Genomic DNA, 16,772 nt, shown 5'->3' with positions numbered 1-16,772 from the left:
CTATGTTGTTAAATCAGTTCATTTATTCATCTTTATTTCCTGCCTCAAACTTTGCGTAAAACTATAGTTTAATGAAAAATTCTCCTCAAGTTTTTTAGTTTAAAAGTGAAAGCAGCTTAGCCCGGTGTTTCATCATCTTCCCTTGTTTTGCAATCCCCCTCAAGTTTGGGAACAATCATTCATACCCTCTTCTCTTGTTTTCTTATATAATAAGAGAAAATCCAGTTTGTAGGAGTGGAGCGAGATTGGAACCAATTGAAAGATTGCTAGCCGTTTTTCCGAAGCGGACGATTTCGTTAGGGGAGCTGGAACAGCTCATTCAGCCTTTTGTACGTAAGCGTCAAATCTTGCACACCTTCTTGATGTGCTAATTTCATGAGATAATCTCCTCAAGATGAAATTGAAGGAGGTTTTTTTATGCCTAAGAATCCTGAATTACGAAAGGTTTGGGAACAACGAATCGCTGACTATCGTAAAAGCGGTCAAACTCAAGTAAACTGGTGCAAGGAAAATCAATGGAGTATTCACCAGTTTAAATACTGGTTAAGAAAAATTGAAAATCCAATAAAAAATCAAGGAAAGTCTACAAAATGGGCATCCGTTACCCTAGAAGATCATTCACAAACAGTTGAAAATTCATTACGGATTGAAATTAGTGGGATTTCAATTGAAGTAAAACCTGGTTTCGATCCGGCCTTTCTTTCAGAAGTGGTTAGGACGTTGAAATCAACATGTTAGCTGGTACAAGAGTTGAACGAGTTTACTTGGCAAAAGGAAGTACTGATTTGAGAAAATCCATTGATGGATTACCATTCTCATTATTGATGAAATGGGGTACTTAAAATTGGACCCAAACAGCGCTCATTACTTATTTCAGGTCATCGCCCGTCGGTATGAACATGCCCCGATTATCCTCACCTCCAACAAAAGCTTTGGGGAATGGGGAGAAGTTGTGGGAGACTCGGTATTGGCGACCGCGATGTTAGATCGATTATTGCATCATTCCATCATTTTCAACCTAAAGGGGGAAAGCTATCGATTACGGGAAAAGAGGCTCCAACAAGAAAAACAGAAGGATCAATAAGGTCCTTCTGGGGAATTTTAAACCGGCGATTTTGGGGAAAAAATAATCGGCCTTGACACTCAGATCAGGAAATTCATTTTATTTCCAAAATTAATTGTGTGCATACCACAAAAAATACTAAAATAGAAAAAAATAATCATTATAAAAAAATAATGTAAAAATACTACAAATTACCTAAAAATGTGATAAAATGATAATTGAGGTAAAAAATGGCTCTTCACCACAAAATGTACTTGACAATCAGGTTGTTTTCTGATCAAGGGTACAAAAAATGCGAAATTTCCTGTATGGTAAAGGTGACCAAACCATCAACCATGGAGGAAATTTCGCATGCAATCTCAGTTTATCAAAGATTTGATCACTTTACCAGGCTTTCTTATTCATGGAGAACGAAAAGAGGGAGAACGATGGATTTTTGAACTTTCCCTCCCTCCTCATTGTCCGATCTGCCCGACTTGCTTCGGACGGACAACCAAAATATCATCGAAACGAAAACAATGGATTCATGGCTATACCAATACGGTCGGTTTATTTTGGATTGAACTTCCCATAGAAAAACGGCGTTGCCAAGCCTGTTTTCTGACATTCACCGTTTCTTATCCGGGACTTCCGTCTCACAGTATCGCGACGGAATCGTTTCAACATTGGGTCGCCCAGTTATGCATCGGAAAAACGATTCAAGAAGTCGCTCGCTTGTTACAACTCGCCTATACGACAGTAGAACGCTGGTTTTATCAATATGCCCCGGCTCTTTTACCAACATCGAATCCTACAGTAGTATGTGTGGATGAATTCGCTTTCCGAAAGGGACATGATTACGGAGTAGCGGTGATGGACACACAGACTCGGAATGTCCTTTCCATTGCTTCTGGAAAAAATGAAGAAGCCATTGTGGAGGCGCTTCAACCCGTCGCCTCCAAAGTGAAGTATGTTGTCAGCGACTTGGCTCCTGCCATGAGAAAAGCCATTGAAAAGGTATGTCCAAAAGCCATCCATGTTCTTGACCACTTCCATGTGATTCAGTTATTCACCGATGCACTGGAACGTTGTCGCAAATACCTTGCCAAAGGCGGAACCAAACATGGAAGCGTTCGCCGCGTGTGCCGATTGTTAAGCCAACGTCCAGAAAAATTAACAGAAGAAGAGAGACAGGAAGTTCGACAATGGTGCCAAGAAAGTGCTTATTTACGTGATGTCTATCAAGCACTTCAACATTTCCGTTACGTATCCAAAAGCCAAACAAGAAAGCAAGCCGAAACTCGTTTGACCCAATGGTTTGACCGGTACCTTTTTAGCGACTGTGCCGCCGTACGCAGTATTGCCAAGGCACTCATCACCCGAAGAGACGCAGTGCTTTCTTGCATCGTTTTTTCTTACTCAAATGGTCCAATGGAAGGAATCAACAACAAAATAAAATTGATCAAAAGGCGAGGATATGGGTATCGAAATATCCAGCGTTTTACTTTGCGTGTCCGTCTAGAGACCTCTATCACATTTTAACGTAAAAATCAAGTACATCTTTTGGTGATGAACCTAAAAAGTGTATAATATTCAATTATTTAGGTGAAAAATGCTTGCTTTATCTTTTTCTATATTACTATGTTTTATTTTTACATTTTCACAATCTGCTGATGCTTATCGAGCCAGCAAAACTGTAAATCGCCGCCCTGTTCTTTTCTAACCAAAGCGTTAATCCCGATAACAATGTAACAGCGAAAGCCGATTTGCCTTATTTGTCTGACTGGAAAGGTTGCGGAAAATATAAAGCATTAAGTTCTACTACTAGAACCGGGTTTAAGAAGTTAACTCATCAAGTTTCGTTTTATACAGTTGGAGGAAGTGTTTCTTTTAGTGGAGCCGGAGCAAGTGGTAGTGGATCTAGTCCGGGTTATTCAAGAAGCACAACTACAAAATCTTATAGCAGCTCTGGAAATGTTTGTGGAAGCGGTTTAACAATATATCTTGGCAGTACACTACTACTATAGTTGATTATAGTAATAGAACATACACAGCTACTGCAAAAATCTAATATTTAGAGCAGAATATCTACACTTTTTACCTCATTTCCAATATAAACGCTAATAGGTTAGGAGATATGTTAAAAATAAGGAATAAAAAACTTTGAGGCGGTCATATGATACATTTGAGATATAAAAATATTGTGTCGATATGATGTTCAAAACAGTAAAATTGATGCAGGTGTTTGCTTATGAAATATGATCAAGGTGTTTCCTTGTCTTCTAGATACAGGCATGGCATCACGATCCCCATAATTGTAGATGTAAATCCTGCTGGGAAGTTTGAAAATTGGTCATTTCCTTCATGATTAGGCGGATGACCCCCATTCCAATGATGAAGGAGCTGTTTAAGGCGCAACACCCTGTTCCAGTGAAAGAGGATGACGGTACGGTTGCCGCTTTGACAGAAAAAGATTGTTCAAAAGAATGCTACTGGATGTACTTGTTAGCCAATGGCGATTCAGCTCCAACCTTCTTGTTCTGGCCTCTCTAGATGAAAAAGCTCATTTCATCCATCCTGCTGAGAGCTTTGTGGTGTGCATTTCATTTGTGAAACGATTTCATTGAATGGTGACCCATATTTTTTTGAAGCTTTTATTCGCCTTTTTCCTGCAAAAAATTTGTTAATCCTTATTGTTTAAAGAAGGAAAAATTACCCCTTTGTCGAATGGAGTAAAAGAAGAGAGGTAAATGCCGAAACTTAAGCAAATTTGTTGCGTTTACGATTCAACACTTATGAAAAACCGAATCAACAGCAGGTTAGAAATTGTCGTGCCTCATTCCCAAATGTAAACGGTGAAGGAAAATATTTTCAGCATTATGAGTGGCAACAAGGCTGTTCAAAAACTAAGCTATATAGGGGAGGTGTTGAAAGTCGAAAAAGATGAAAAATATTTAAGGGCGAAAAAAAGAGTGGAAAATTTGAAAGCCTTTTATTTGCATTTCATTTCTTATGTTTTAGTGAATTCTATGCTTTTTGTTTTTAATTTAATTTCGGATCCCGGTAATTGGTGGTTTCAATATCCGCTTTTTGGCTGGGGGATTGGACTTTTAGTACACGGCGCCTCAACGTTTGCATTTGGCATATTCGGGGAAGAATGGGAAGAAAAAAAGATACCTGAATCCGTGATGAATTGAAATCGACTTTGATTTTGTTGTAATTTTGATGGATTGATAATCCATAAAACCCCTTTTATGCTTATGACCTATGTCATCTCTATTTCCGAAAATGGAACAAATCTCTTTTTTAGGTATACGAACCAAAAAAATAGACAAAAAAGCACAGGGAGTGACGTTGGACATCAGTGCCCGAACATTCGTTCGTTATCTTGCCTCTCTCCATTTCTGATAGACGTTCAGTAGGGGCTCGCTATAGCCACTCCTTCGCGTCAGTTTCATCCAGATCTGTCGTGATCGACGGACGAGTCGCCCTGCCATCGTGATCACCGTCTGAATAATCGTCTTGATGCGGCGGCGTTTCACTTTGTGGTGCAACGGATGTCTCGGATCGCTTAATAGATCTTGTCCAATCAGACGAAGAAGATTGTAAACGAAGGCTCCCATGACCAACACGAGCGCATTCGTTTTCATCTTCCCAGATGGAAGCCGCTCTAAATCTAAGTCGCTCTTCAGTTCGCTATGAAACTGTTCGCATGTCGCATGGTCATGATACAACGCGAGCACATCGCTCATTCGAACATGCTCGTATCCTTTGAGCCGCACCCAATAGCTTTCCACTTCATAATCAGGAACGAGCATCAGCTGTCCATTGCGTTCCATCGTCCGTTCCGTCACTTGGGTGACTTGAACGTACGTATACGTGTTTCCATCGATCGCTGCCTTCTGTGGAAGGCATAGCTCATAGGTTTGTACTCCTTCGCTTTGTCCATCATCGACACGTTTGCCCTTTTGCGAAGCGATCTGGAACCAAAGCGCTGTCGATTCTCGGCGTAAGTTTCGCTTGATGACAAAGTCCACGTCTTCCTTTAGGCATACGTGCACATTCGCTTCTGCATCGTTTCCTGCATCCATGCGAACAAGCAGACGAGATGAAGTCAGTTGACGAGCTCGACGGATAGCGGTGACTAAAAACGAGGGCATGTTGTCTTGCACATGTTGTTTCCCTGGACGCAACTCGGCATGAACGAGATACCCTTCCTTCCCTGCATACGCAAACAACGGTGTAAAACCGTCAAATCCTTTATACGTTCGACTGACTCCTTCTTTTTTCGTATCGGAGTTGTCAAATGGGGAACCATCTATATCAAGGGGAAGCCATGTCGTCTTTCCTTTGGTCCAACAAGGGGACAAAGTGGCATGTCGTTGAATCAACAGACGTATGGACTCCTCCCAAAGAATCGTTTCGGTCATCGGAAGACAAGCGAGCTGATCGAGTCGTTGTCGCAAGGTTGGAGAGGAAGGCACGTGCTGAATCCCCATCGATGCCGAAAAGATATCGTCCTGACGATACGCTTCGATATGATCGAAATCCGTTTTTCCTGTGGCAAGCAAGCCAATCATCGAGCGAATGACATCGCTATGGGAAATGTGCACTTCTCGACGAACCGTTGGAAGCCGAAGTGCGTTTACCCGTTTATCCAGTTTCGTTCGATGGAGTAAGTAGCCAACGAGAGCAAGCCCAGCACTTGGGGTAATCGCTTCATCTGTCAATACAAACCGAATCGGGAAATCTTTCATCACATCACCTACTTGATGAAGAATCGTCAACGTCGTTTTCCCTTATCGTATCAACGGTTTGCGACCATTGTAAAGATGTTTTGTCACGGATTCAGGAAGATAAAAAAATATATGGAAAAAGACAGGTAGAACATTTTAAAAGCGTTCGGAATCGAACGTTTTTTTGTGGAGAGTATTAAAATGGAACATCTAAAAGCTGCACCCTGTGAGATGCATTTCAAACATTACAGTATGGAGAGTTGAATTATGTTTCGTCTATTTCATAAGCGGTGCTTTTTGTGTAAGCGAAAAACAAAAACTTACTATCATTATGTAGACCATAACGGAAAGAGTATGAAAGTTTGTCCGGAATGTGCAGTATATGCGGAAAGAAGGGCATTTAGAAAAAAAGTGTAGGCACCTTTTGGAAGGTGCTTTTTCTTTTCCTTAAAAACTCAACTTCAAAGGAGGGAGCTCTTTGTTAAATACTGCATAAGCAACGGGTAAGAGCAAGAGCTAAAAGCGCTGCTAAAATCGATTGGAAACCGCTGCAGAATCAATGTTGAAGCGAACAGCAGCTGATAAATTAGCCAAGATTAAGTTTAGTAACCCATAAAATAATTATGTAAACTAATATAAAAAAGAGTCGACTCATTCATCGTATGGATATAAATGGATGTATTGCAACTGATGGAGATTAACTCAAAGTATGGATATTGTTGGGGAAACAGGTTGGAATGGGTTGATAAAAAGAAAGCTGTCTGATCTTGAAGGATGGCCGCAGAGACATCCGAGAGGATGGCGAATCAGAGGACGAAAAATTCCTTTTGTATACATTGAAACATCCAGAGGGCACAAAAATCCTTTGTTCACAATAAACGCATCGGCATTTTGCAAAGGAATAGTTGCTTGGTCTGTATCGGCTTAATTTATGGTGTCTCCAATGAAAATCTGAACATTAGTGTACTTTTGAAATGCGAAATAATGATGGAACCTCTTGAGGTTATGGCGTTAAGGGAATTTAAACAAAACAACGCCCCCCTTAATAAAAGAGGGCGCATTGTGTAATGTCATTTAGCAGCACTTAGAAGGGTATCCTGGATCAACAATTACGTTTCTTGTAATTGGTCTATAAATATGTCTAGGAACATTGACAATATTGAAACGATTAATCCTTACAATTGGATGAATATAAGGAACTACACGTGGAATGAAACGGTCGCAAACCACATGTTTAGGCGGACAGATAATGGGTCTAGTATGACCAAACATTGGAAACTCACCTCCTAGAATATCTATATACATTAAATGTATTAGCAGGGCTTTTTGAAACGGACAAATATCACAAGTTATATAAAAAATTCATCTAATTGTAAAATATTGTAATATTTGGTATCGGAAGAGCATTCATAGTACGCATTTGAAGAGAAATTTTTGTTCGATGTGTTGACGTTAAAAGACGTCCAGATATCCCGCTTTATGTAGAAAGCTAAATTTGGAATGATCGGGATCAAATCCATTTGCCAGCTGCTGGAACAAAAAAGAGTTCAGCAACAGAAGAGAAAATGAACTGTTATTATGTTTACTAGGGACAGGAGAAACTCATTAAGTGAGGGGCTATAAGTTTTCGTGTAACCGATTTATCAGCTCCATCAGAGCGGGGTATTATGATTTAAACAAATGTGAACGGCTCATTTCTTTGTTCTACAAAAGCACAGATCCAACGCTTTTATGCCATATTATGCAAAAAATTGCTATGGAGACTTCCCAACTTTTTAACAGCAGCATTGGAATTCCACTTCTTTCAAATAATTGCTTAGAGAAAAAAGCTATCGTCTAAAACGGCATTTCTTCTGTTAAGAAAAACGGTAAGCTGCTTTATTTTTAGCCTGCCGAAACAACCTATACAAGTTGTGAAATAGGGGTTTTAACATGTTACTGTACATTCGTCAGGATGGCAACCCTGAACCCTTCACATTTTAACATGTTACTGCACATTCAAAAGGGACTGTTTCCCGGGGTGGATCGGGACTGTATAATTGAAATCAATATGTACTTTGGCATTAACAAATCAACGACCGGTGAGGGAGAATTTTTTTGCCTAAATTCATAAAAACATAAATTTCTACTTGACAGGTAGGATTAATATGTTTTAATATAATGTTAAATTTACTGGAAAATTAAAAACGCCGACTGGTTCACTAGAGGCTCCATTCAAGATGGATTTTCTTGATTTGGGAGCCTCTTAGTTTTTAAATTCGCAGCAGGAATATAAATGATCCGTATAAGGCACAGATGATGAAATAGTCTTAACAAGATCAGACTTGCACTAAGAAAGCTGGTGCAGCGAAATCGGATAACCATTTAAAAAAACGTAAAAATTTTATGATAAGGAGAGGATCACATGAGTAACCTTCTTCGTCAGGCTGTAGAAATCAGAAGAAAAAAATTGATCAACAAACTGATTGTCTTAAATGCATTTAAGAATGAGGAGCAGCTTTGCAAATTAACGTTATCAGAATTAGAATATGAATATAAAAAAACCCAAAGGGATTCCCATCCGCATAGTGAAACAGGGTTGATTCGTTGGACGAGCAAAAAATTATAATTTTCATCAAAAAATACGCATGATTCTTTTAAACCCGTACATTGGAAAGGGAAGGACAGTGAATTCTCATCAAAGCATGGGTAAGTGAACTGAATTTTCCAAAAGGTCTTCAACCCTTCTCAATTATTCTGCTAGTGATTAGCAGATCAAAACGCTATGGCAAATTCCAAAAATTTTGAATGAGGATTTATCGAAAACGAAATTTTACGCAATGGCTTTTAGTAAAAATTTCTATCTGCTTTTGCACTCTGAAATACTACTATATAGATAGTATTAGTATGATTTAATAAACTACCAGCTGAATTATTTGAGGCTCTTGATTCGAGATAGGAGGAAATCTTGATTTAAGAGCCTCTTAGCTTTTCATTTTAGTGTAAGGATTATAGATGCCGATTGAAACAGCGTTCTTCATTTTCGCTAAATCCGCCTTTAAATATTTAACATATATATAGATGCCGATTGTGCCATAGGAAAAATAGAAAATATGTACATATGGAGCTCGGTTATGCAGAAGGGGGGGGAATAAGGCTTCAAAGGCTATTGCAAAGCACAAAATAGCGTCCTCAAACGGTTTAAAGATTTTGTACAACTGAGAGGGGAAGCCGTTTTCATCATCGGCAGCCTGAAACAAATGCAGATCAGCTTGAGTTTGAAAATGAACATTAAAAAATCGCAAACGCGCGTTATTACATAGAAAATAACAAACAAGAACTTTCAACGACTAATGTCATGAAGTGTCAACCATTACATGAAAAATAGGGGAATTTTCCGGCAAAAACCATGAATTTCAACCTTACAGTTTTGGCTTTTATTGGCCAGACATTGAGAAAAGGATAAACTTGTGATCAATCAAGTTCGGTTTTTGCTTCGTTTTCAGATCAGCACACTGAGATGTGATCTATCTAGTCCGGTTTTGACAGAAAATAGAAAAACAAAAAACAAAGTTCATTTGATCTTCTAGCAGCTGTATGGCCTGCTGTTTATATGAATTAGACGTTTAAATTCTGACAACATTGAAGTTTGTGACAGCTCGCCATTACGGAAAGGCGTAACGGAAAAAACCGCTCAGTTGAAATTTCCAACAAAAAAAGGCATCCGTGATGGATACCCTTTTTCATTATTTTTGTACTAAGGAATCTAGAATATCATCGATGATTTGCGAATTGGCAATAGAGCCTGTGTACAACCAGCTTTTTTCAGGTGAAAATTCAAAAACGTTGCCTGCTTTTACAGCCGGAATGCTTTTCCATAGAGCATCACTTAAAGGTGCTGCATTGGAACCGTCACTATTAATTAAGAACAAATAGTCAGCATCCAATTCTACTAATTTCTCTAAAGAGATAGAGCTCCAGTTATCTGCTGAGTTTGCTGAAATTTCTTTTACAACTTTTGGCACTTTTAATCCTAAGTCTCCGTACATGACGGCACCGCTTGAAAGTTTTTCATTTACGATAAAGAATTGTCCGCCTACTAACCAGACTGCTGCGACAGAAGGATTTCCTACTTTTTCTTTAATTGTCTCTTTCGCTTCGGCTACTTTGGCGTCATATTCTTCTAGAGCTTTTTCCGCTTCTTTTTCCTTTCCTAATACTTCGCCAATAAGCTTCAATTCTTTGCGCCAATCGCTGTTATCTTCTTCACCAATAACAAAAGTAGGGGCGATTTGATTATATTGTTCATATTTTCCGCCTTCTACCATGCTAGCGGAGTCCATTATAATTAAGTCCGGATTCATTTTTTGAACTGCTTCAAACGGAAGATCATGAGGAATGGTTGGAATTCCTTTCAGCTCATCTTGCAGATAATCTTGTACGGTTTTCCCGTCGTTTACACTCCATTGTGCGACAGGTTTTACGCCAAGGGCAACAAGATGATCTTCAAGATAGCTGGCAATAATTCTTTTTGGATTAGCAGGAACTTCCACTTTATTTCCCATTCCATCTGTTAATGTTCTTGTTTCTGACTTTTCATTCTCATTTGAAGCTTGATCCGATCCGGAAGAGGAGTCGGTTCCTTGTCCGCCGCAAGCGGTTAATGATAGAGCTAATAGCGCAGCTCCTATTAGAGAAAATAACTTTTTCTGAAATACCATTTCTAAACCTCCAACTCATATGATAAAATAAATTTTTGGGAAGCAATAATGATAACCATTTTCAATTAAAATATATCTCTGCCACTTTGTCAATCTTAATTTTTATCATATGGAGGAAAAATGGTTTATGGATTCAACGATACATACGAAACCTGCTTCAGAATCTTTACATAAAAGCAAAAATAGATGGATTGCTCTTATCGTTCTTTTCATAGGCACCATTGGCCTATTTCTGTCAGTTGTCATTTCGATTCGTTTTGGTGCTGCGGATTTGAGTTATCGGGATGTTCTTGGTGCGTTTTTTGCCTTTGAAGAGGACAATCAAGCTCATGTCATTGTCAGGGAATTGCGTTTGCCCCGTGCAGTCGCAGCCATTCTCGTCGGTTCTGCCTTGGCTGTTTCCGGTGCTATTATGCAAGGAATGACTAGGAATCCATTAGCCTCTCCTTCTATTATGGGTGTAACGGCAGGATCGTCCTTTCTCATTGCCATTGCGCTGGCATTTTTACCGGGAATCTCTTATTTCGGTCTATCTATCTTTTCTTTTATAGGTTCAGGTCTTGGCGCTGGTCTTGTGTTCGGCATTAGCTCCCTTTCCCGCGGAGGGATGACGCCTGTGAAGCTGGCTTTGGCCGGGTCAGCGATTACATCACTCCTAACCTCCTTATCGACTGCGATAGGAATTAAATTTAATATTGCAAAGGATATCAGCTATTTTTTTGCGGGAGGAGTTTCAGCTGTCCAACCAACCCAAGTCCATTTTCTTTTGCCGTTCGTCATTTCCGGTCTTTTGCTGGCCGTCTTACTGTCGCGCTCTATTACCGTCCTTAACTTGGGCGAAGAAGCTGCCAAAAGTCTCGGGCAAAATACAAATGTGGTAAAATTTTTAGGAGCGGTCACGGTGCTGCTTTTAACAGGGGCAGCTGTTTCAATTGCTGGAGTGATTGGCTTTGTCGGACTCATCGTTCCTCATATTACACGGTTTTTAGTCGGAACGGATTACCGTTGGATTATTCCTTGTTCTGCCGTTTTAGGCGGGATTTTATTAATTGCGGCTGATATTGTCGGACGCATGGTGAATGCTCCGTTTGAAACTCCTGTTGGAGCGATAACTGCCGTTGTAGGGGTTCCCTTCTTCCTCTATTTAGCCCGTAAAGAGGGGAGGGTGTAACATGTCAAAAAGATTAATAAACTTCAAAACATTGTTTTTTTCAACTATTTTTTTCATCGTTATAACCGCAATCATAAGCATTAATGCCGGCTATATACAAATACCTCTTCATGAGGTCATTGCCGCCTTATTAGGAAATGGAACAGATCAAAATGAATTGACCATATTCCAATTCCGTTTGCCTAGAATATTCATGGCATTGCTCGTAGGGATGGGAATCTCCCTTTCAGGGGCTATCCTCCAAGGGGTTACGCAAAATCCGTTAGCGGATCCGGGAATATTGGGGATTAATTCAGGAGCAGGGTTTGCCGTTGTATTATATATGTTCTTTTTCCAAGGAGCTTCCTTTTTGAACGGCTGGGCTTCCGTGTATGTTTTGCCCATAACGGCTTTAGCAGGCGCTTTTCTTACCGCCGTCTTAATCTATTTTTTATCTCGAAAAAATGGACATATTACACCGATAAGACTTTTATTAATGGGAATAGGGATGAATGGGGCATTCAATGCCGGCATCCTCATCTTCCAAATGAAAATGGAACCGAATGATTTTACAAGAGCACTTACTTGGCTGTCGGGAGCCATCTGGGGTGCGAACTGGAACTATGTGTGGGCGCTGTTACCATGGTTATTGATCCTTATTCCGATCGCGATTTATAAATCAAAGGTTCTCGATATATTGCTTTTAGGTGATTCAACAGCAACAGGGGTAGGAATAAACGTTGCAAGAGAACGCAAGATTTTATTAATCATTGCCGTTACACTGGCAGGAGTTTGTGTAGCGGTTGGCGGAGGGATTACGTTCCTTGGCTTGCTTGCCCCTCATATTACAAGGCAACTAGTCGGGCCAAAGCATTCGAAATGCTTGCCCCTGACTGCAGCTTTAGGAAGCTTCATTCTTTTGGCTGCAGATACATTAGGACGGGTTGTCATGGCTCCTTCAGAGCTGCCTGTCGGGATCGTTGTTTCCATTTTGGGGGCGCCTTATTTTATATATTTGCTAATAAAATCAATTTGACGCTATATACAGCAAGATTTCATTGCACCGCTTCGTCTCAAAAAAAACTATACGAATTTGTCTAAAAGCGGCCCGGTTAAATGAGGGAAGGGACAAACACCTCCAGTGTCGAATGCATCAAATAAATTCGATGAATGGAGGTGTTTGTTTTATCCAAAAGATCAAGCGGTCAACGTTTTTTCATTATTGCAGCTTGAAGCTGCGCTTGTTCGTTATAAAAAACTGTTTTCTGCCGGTGAAAGGATGATCGTTTGCCATGCTATCCCGCAATTAATACAAAAGCAAGCCAGGCGAGCCCAGGTCCAAGCGCTACGACTACAACAGCAGAAAGTAAAAGCTGTTTAAAAAATACATTCTCTTTTACCCCTTGTACGTTTGCGAGCAGCAATGCACCGTTAGTGGAGAAGGGGCTTATATCGACGATGCTTGAAGAAATGGCAATGGCTGAAACGACACCGATGGAAGAAATGGTCGGGTCCTGTAAAATGGGTGCTGCCAGCGGGATGATAGCTGCCAGAAACCCTGTTGTCGAGGCAAAAGCTGAAACGATCCCTCCTACGTATGACGATGCAAGGGCTGCGATTACCGGATTTCCTACTTTTGCGATTAAGTCAGTCATGTAATCAATCGTTCCAATTGTTTCTAAAACGCCTACGTATGTGACAATACCAGTTATTAAGAGAATCACAGACCAAGGCATCCGTGATAGAACGCCCTTTTGCTGCTTTGGAGCAATTAATGCTAGCACTAATCCTACTCCAAGCGCTGCAAAGCCGATATCGATATCGAACATAAGAGCGAGGACGACGAGTGTGATGATCCCTAAAAGTGTGATGCCTCTGTAAAAAGTTAATCCATTTTCTTGTGATTTATTGTTCTCATTTGCGGAGGACCCTTCAGCTCTAGACGCTGCATCTTCTTCGGCAGCAGTTCGTTTTTTTAGCAGCCGAAGTCCTCCCAAAACGATGAACACAATCACAGAAGCAAATACACTGAAGATAAAAGCGTTTATGAAAAGCAACCCCGGCGAATGAGGAAGATCTCTTGCCTGCATAACGCCGTTAACAATCACTCCATAAGGATTAAGCAGTGAGAAGGATCCCGCTGTGGAACCAATCACTAACAATAACCCCATCAAGAGAGGATTAATGTTGTATCGTGCTGCAAAACGCAGCGCAATCGGCGCTAGGATCGCAATAGCAGCAGGTCCCAAAGTGCCGACGCTAGTTAAAATAGCGCAAAGCAAAAACATTATCCATGGCACGAGACCTAGATTACCTCTGACTAGGCGAAGACCCCATCCGGTAATCAAATCAACTGTCCCGTTTTTCTCAACAATTGAAAACAGATAAGTCACTCCAGCAAGAGTGACGAACAATTCAGCCGGAAAACCGCTGTAAATGTCGTCAATATTTAATCCGCTGAATACAACTCCGACGATAAAAGCAGCTACGAACCCTAAAACACCGAGGTTAATTGGCAAAACTGAACCTACAATAAACATCAACAGAAGCACAATAATTCCAATGAGCTCAATACTCATATTGATTTTTCCTCCTAAGCTTTGGAATGAAAATAGAAAATCCCAAAAATTTGAAACCGCTTTCTAAAAAACCCAGCTTACAAAATCGACGATCGACAATGCATTATAAGAATATGAATGACTAGAAAAAAGGTGACTTTTTATTTGAATATTCTGAAAAATATAATTTCAAATCATAAATCGTCACCTCTCGAAAAAATAATTGAAATGTATGCTTTTATTTTGAATGACATACCTGAACATTTCGGCGACTTCACAAGGAAATCGGCTGCTTATCCTATTTGTTAGAAGGCGGTCCAAGGGCAAAATAAAGAGAGAAACAGCATTTATAAGATTAAGATAAAGTGTTTTTCGCACATTCCCTCCTTTTCTCCGTTTTTCATTCATCACAGATTGTTTACAGCTATTTATTCATTTACAAAAATGTTTACGAAAGCAAAATGCAAAATATGCATCTTTGTCAATTGTCGACAGGATGTACGAAGCGATGAAATATTCGTAATAAAAATTTGAATATTCTTATTTATGAAGTCATTTATAATGAAAGGGATCACATTAATTTTTATATATGGAGGAAGGAGAACTTCTATAAATTTCGAATAAATTAGAACAGTGCAGCAAACGAAAGATTTGCGGAAAATCTTCCAATACAATGCCGACTTTACAGAATTTTTCGATTTGTATTTATAAACAAGTTATAATAGGATTATAAAAAATAGACAGTCGACATTATAGAGAGGAAGAGCGGGAATGAAAAATAATCAATTATTTTACAATCATTCGTTGTCCCACAAAATAGCGGAAAAAATAACAAACCAAATTATGGCGGGGGAGCTGAAGCCCGGACAAAAAATTATTGAGTCCACTTACGCAGAAGAGTTTGGAACGAGCCGGGCGCCTATTCGAGAGTCGCTCTATTTGCTGGAAAATGAAGGGCTAATAGAGCGAATTCCTAGAAAAGGCGCTGTTGTGAAAGGCTATACGGAAGATGAAGTTTATGATCTTCTTGAAATGAGAATCGTATTGGAAAGCCTTGCGATGAAAAGAATTAAAGTCCGCGGGATAAATGAAGAAATTCTTAAGAAAATGGAGCAATTGGTACAAAAGATGTCAGAGGTTGATGACGAAAAACAGTATGCCAATCTGAACCAAGAGTTTCATATGCTCATCATTGAAATGAGCAAAAGCGAAATTATTAAAGAAATGTATTGGAGATTAGGACGTCCTTTGCTTGTACTTCAAAGAATATCGTTTCTTGAAGAGGAGCATATAAAAAAGTCTTTGAAGGAACACCGCATTATTTTAGATTTGTTAAAGGAAAACCTGATCGATGAAGCGCTTGTTTTGCTTGAAAATCATAATCATAGCGTAATTAAAAGGGTCGAAAACAAAACGAAAAATAAACAATCGTACTAGCAGCAAAAAAGGGAAAACAACGAGCGCTGTAAATGTCTTGAAACGAACAACATATACATGATTTTAGGGAGTTCATATGAAGGAGTGAAGCCCTTTTCATATAAGCTCCTTTTTTTATTTTTCAGCTTATTGACTGGGTCATAATCAAAACATGACATAAGTAGGTTTTCCTCAGCAAATACAAAATGAAAATTTAAAATTTTTAGAATTTTTATTGACTTTTATAACATGAGGGGATATCATGGTTGTAACAAGATGATTGTCGACAGTCGTCCATCTTCTAGGAAGAGCATTTTTTGAATCCTGATGGTTTTGTTAAAAAATATAAAGACAAGAGATAGGTGATTTTTAATGAGGGTAACGATTAGTCAGGTCGAGGCGGATGGGAAAATTATACTTCAGGAAAGTGCCGGGCTTGCCATTGTAACGATCCAACGTCCACGCCTAAAAAATGCTATAACATCGGGGATGTGGAGGGAGCTGGCGGAAATCGGAAGGCTGATTCCTGAAAACCCGAAAACACGAGTGGTGATCCTGCGCGGAAGCAAGGATCAATTTTGTTCAGGTTCTGATTTGAAAGAATTTAACCAAATGTCGATTAACGAAGCGCACGAAGCTTTCCGCTTAATGGAACAAGCCATTTCGACGTTTGAAAAACTTCCGTTGCCAACCATTGCCGCTATAAATGGTCCGGCATTAGGTGCAGGATTTGTTCTATCTTTAGCATGTGATCTTCGGGTTGGGACCTCTAAAGCTAAAATGGGAATCCCAGTCGGACGGCTGGGAATTACGTTAAACCAAATGTTTGTAAAACGAATTGCAGATCTGATCGGAGGGAGCCGGACGATGGATTTAGTTTATACAGGTCGACTGCTAGACGCTTCAGAATGCTGTCAATTGGGATTAGTTAATTACATGGTTCCGGATGATGAGGATGTGGATCATTTTACAATACGTTTGGCGAAAAAAGTTATGGAGCAGTCACCGGCATCTCTTCTTGCTGTTAAAAGATCTGTCGCCTACAATAAGCCGGCACTTTCATTTCCGTGGGATACAGGTACGGCGTCCAGTATTGACGCAAATGATTTTCCTGAAGGTGTTCGTTCCTTTGTAGAAAAAAGAAAACCGAATTTTAAAGGGAGAGGTTGA

General features: G+C 39.8%; 14 protein-coding genes and 1 pseudogene. 11 read left to right on the top strand and 4 right to left on the bottom strand.

Going from position 1 to position 16,772, the window contains the following annotated elements; all coding sequences use genetic code 11:
* Positions 1-245: 245 nt before the first annotated feature.
* From NSQ71_RS09750 to NSQ71_RS09725, 6 genes and pseudogenes are all read left to right on the top strand, one after another.
* Positions 246-371 (top strand): hypothetical protein, encoded by a 126-nt coding sequence (locus NSQ71_RS09750; protein WP_340733851.1) that lies wholly within the window; start codon positions 246-248, stop codon positions 369-371.
* Positions 372-417: 46 nt separating this feature from the next.
* On the top strand, positions 418-738 hold the full coding sequence (tnpA, locus tag NSQ71_RS09745; RefSeq protein ID WP_003352856.1) for an IS66 family insertion sequence element accessory protein TnpA: 321 nt from the start codon (positions 418-420) through the stop codon (positions 736-738).
* Between the two features lie 70 nt (positions 739-808).
* Positions 809-1,084 (top strand): annotated as a pseudogene (gene istB / locus NSQ71_RS09740) (IS21-like element IS5376 family helper ATPase IstB); the annotation flags it as partial.
* A gap of 330 nt (positions 1,085-1,414) precedes the next feature.
* The gene (locus NSQ71_RS09735; protein WP_340733850.1) at positions 1,415-2,584 is read left to right on the top strand and encodes an ISL3 family transposase; all 1,170 of its coding nucleotides are present in this window, start codon (positions 1,415-1,417) and stop codon (positions 2,582-2,584) included.
* A gap of 807 nt (positions 2,585-3,391) precedes the next feature.
* Positions 3,392-3,595, top strand: coding sequence for a hypothetical protein (locus NSQ71_RS09730; RefSeq protein ID WP_340733849.1), 204 nt, complete (start codon positions 3,392-3,394; stop codon positions 3,593-3,595).
* Between the two features lie 374 nt (positions 3,596-3,969).
* On the top strand, positions 3,970-4,239 hold the full coding sequence (locus tag NSQ71_RS09725; RefSeq protein ID WP_340733847.1) for a 2TM domain-containing protein: 270 nt from the start codon (positions 3,970-3,972) through the stop codon (positions 4,237-4,239).
* A 186-nt stretch (positions 4,240-4,425) separates the two neighbouring features.
* Here the strand turns inward: NSQ71_RS09725 and NSQ71_RS09720 are convergent, their stop codons facing one another.
* A complete protein-coding gene (locus NSQ71_RS09720; protein WP_327847978.1) occupies positions 4,426-5,799 on the bottom strand; it encodes an IS1380-like element ISGsp2 family transposase in 1,374 nt (457 codons plus the stop codon).
* A gap of 1,053 nt (positions 5,800-6,852) precedes the next feature.
* On the bottom strand, positions 6,853-7,050 hold the full coding sequence (locus tag NSQ71_RS09715; RefSeq protein ID WP_340733846.1) for a hypothetical protein: 198 nt from the start codon (positions 7,048-7,050) through the stop codon (positions 6,853-6,855).
* A gap of 1,132 nt (positions 7,051-8,182) precedes the next feature.
* On the opposite strand from NSQ71_RS09715, the gene NSQ71_RS09710 reads away from it, so the two are divergent.
* Positions 8,183-8,386: a Fur-regulated basic protein FbpA gene (locus NSQ71_RS09710; RefSeq protein ID WP_063387775.1), complete on the top strand. Its 204-nt coding sequence runs from the start codon at positions 8,183-8,185 to the stop codon at positions 8,384-8,386.
* A gap of 1,117 nt (positions 8,387-9,503) precedes the next feature.
* Here the strand turns inward: NSQ71_RS09710 and NSQ71_RS09705 are convergent.
* The gene (locus NSQ71_RS09705) at positions 9,504-10,478 is read right to left on the bottom strand and encodes an ABC transporter substrate-binding protein (RefSeq protein ID WP_340733844.1); all 975 of its coding nucleotides are present in this window, start codon (positions 10,476-10,478) and stop codon (positions 9,504-9,506) included.
* 127 nt (positions 10,479-10,605) lie between these two features.
* On the opposite strand from NSQ71_RS09705, the gene NSQ71_RS09700 reads away from it, so the two are divergent.
* Together NSQ71_RS09700 and NSQ71_RS09695 are read left to right on the top strand one after the other, a co-directional pair.
* The gene (locus NSQ71_RS09700; protein WP_340733843.1) at positions 10,606-11,649 is read left to right on the top strand and encodes a FecCD family ABC transporter permease; all 1,044 of its coding nucleotides are present in this window, start codon (positions 10,606-10,608) and stop codon (positions 11,647-11,649) included.
* A 1-nt stretch (position 11,650) separates the two neighbouring features.
* A complete protein-coding gene (locus tag NSQ71_RS09695; RefSeq protein WP_340733842.1) occupies positions 11,651-12,664 on the top strand; it encodes a FecCD family ABC transporter permease in 1,014 nt (337 codons plus the stop codon).
* A 259-nt stretch (positions 12,665-12,923) separates the two neighbouring features.
* On the opposite strand, the gene NSQ71_RS09690 is transcribed toward NSQ71_RS09695, so the two are convergent.
* The gene (locus NSQ71_RS09690) at positions 12,924-14,207 is read right to left on the bottom strand and encodes an SLC13 family permease (protein WP_339209831.1); all 1,284 of its coding nucleotides are present in this window, start codon (positions 14,205-14,207) and stop codon (positions 12,924-12,926) included.
* Positions 14,208-14,957: 750 nt separating this feature from the next.
* On the opposite strand from NSQ71_RS09690, the gene NSQ71_RS09685 reads away from it, so the two are divergent.
* Entirely contained in the window at positions 14,958-15,623 is a 666-nt protein-coding gene (locus NSQ71_RS09685) for a GntR family transcriptional regulator (protein ID WP_339196337.1), read from the top strand.
* 351 nt (positions 15,624-15,974) lie between these two features.
* Positions 15,975-16,772, top strand: a complete 798-nt coding sequence (locus tag NSQ71_RS09680; RefSeq protein ID WP_339196335.1) for an enoyl-CoA hydratase/isomerase family protein — start codon at positions 15,975-15,977, stop codon at positions 16,770-16,772.

This window comes from Aeribacillus sp. FSL M8-0235, from assembly GCF_038000355.1.
Taxonomy (GTDB): domain Bacteria; phylum Bacillota; class Bacilli; order Bacillales; family Aeribacillaceae; genus Aeribacillus; species Aeribacillus composti.
Note: the sequence above shows the minus strand (reverse complement) of the source record. Positions and strands in the feature narration are given on the sequence as shown.

Excerpts from the sequence above, each read along its gene's own strand:
- tnpA (WP_003352856.1), top strand. The coding sequence starts at position 418 with ATGCCTAAGAATCCTGAATTACGAAAGGTTTGGGAACAACGAATCGCT.
- NSQ71_RS09735 (WP_340733850.1), top strand. The coding sequence starts at position 1,415 with ATGCAATCTCAGTTTATCAAAGATTTGATCACTTTACCAGGCTTTCTT.
- NSQ71_RS09720 (WP_327847978.1), bottom strand. The coding sequence starts at position 5,799 with ATGAAAGATTTCCCGATTCGGTTTGTATTGACAGATGAAGCGATTACC.
- NSQ71_RS09715 (WP_340733846.1), bottom strand. The coding sequence starts at position 7,050 with ATGTTTGGTCATACTAGACCCATTATCTGTCCGCCTAAACATGTGGTT.
- NSQ71_RS09710 (WP_063387775.1), top strand. The coding sequence starts at position 8,183 with ATGAGTAACCTTCTTCGTCAGGCTGTAGAAATCAGAAGAAAAAAATTG.
- NSQ71_RS09705 (WP_340733844.1), bottom strand. The coding sequence starts at position 10,478 with ATGGTATTTCAGAAAAAGTTATTTTCTCTAATAGGAGCTGCGCTATTA.
- NSQ71_RS09700 (WP_340733843.1), top strand. The coding sequence starts at position 10,606 with ATGGATTCAACGATACATACGAAACCTGCTTCAGAATCTTTACATAAA.
- NSQ71_RS09695 (WP_340733842.1), top strand. The coding sequence starts at position 11,651 with ATGTCAAAAAGATTAATAAACTTCAAAACATTGTTTTTTTCAACTATT.
- NSQ71_RS09690 (WP_339209831.1), bottom strand. The coding sequence starts at position 14,207 with ATGAGTATTGAGCTCATTGGAATTATTGTGCTTCTGTTGATGTTTATT.
- NSQ71_RS09685 (WP_339196337.1), top strand. The coding sequence starts at position 14,958 with ATGAAAAATAATCAATTATTTTACAATCATTCGTTGTCCCACAAAATA.
- NSQ71_RS09680 (WP_339196335.1), top strand. The coding sequence starts at position 15,975 with ATGAGGGTAACGATTAGTCAGGTCGAGGCGGATGGGAAAATTATACTT.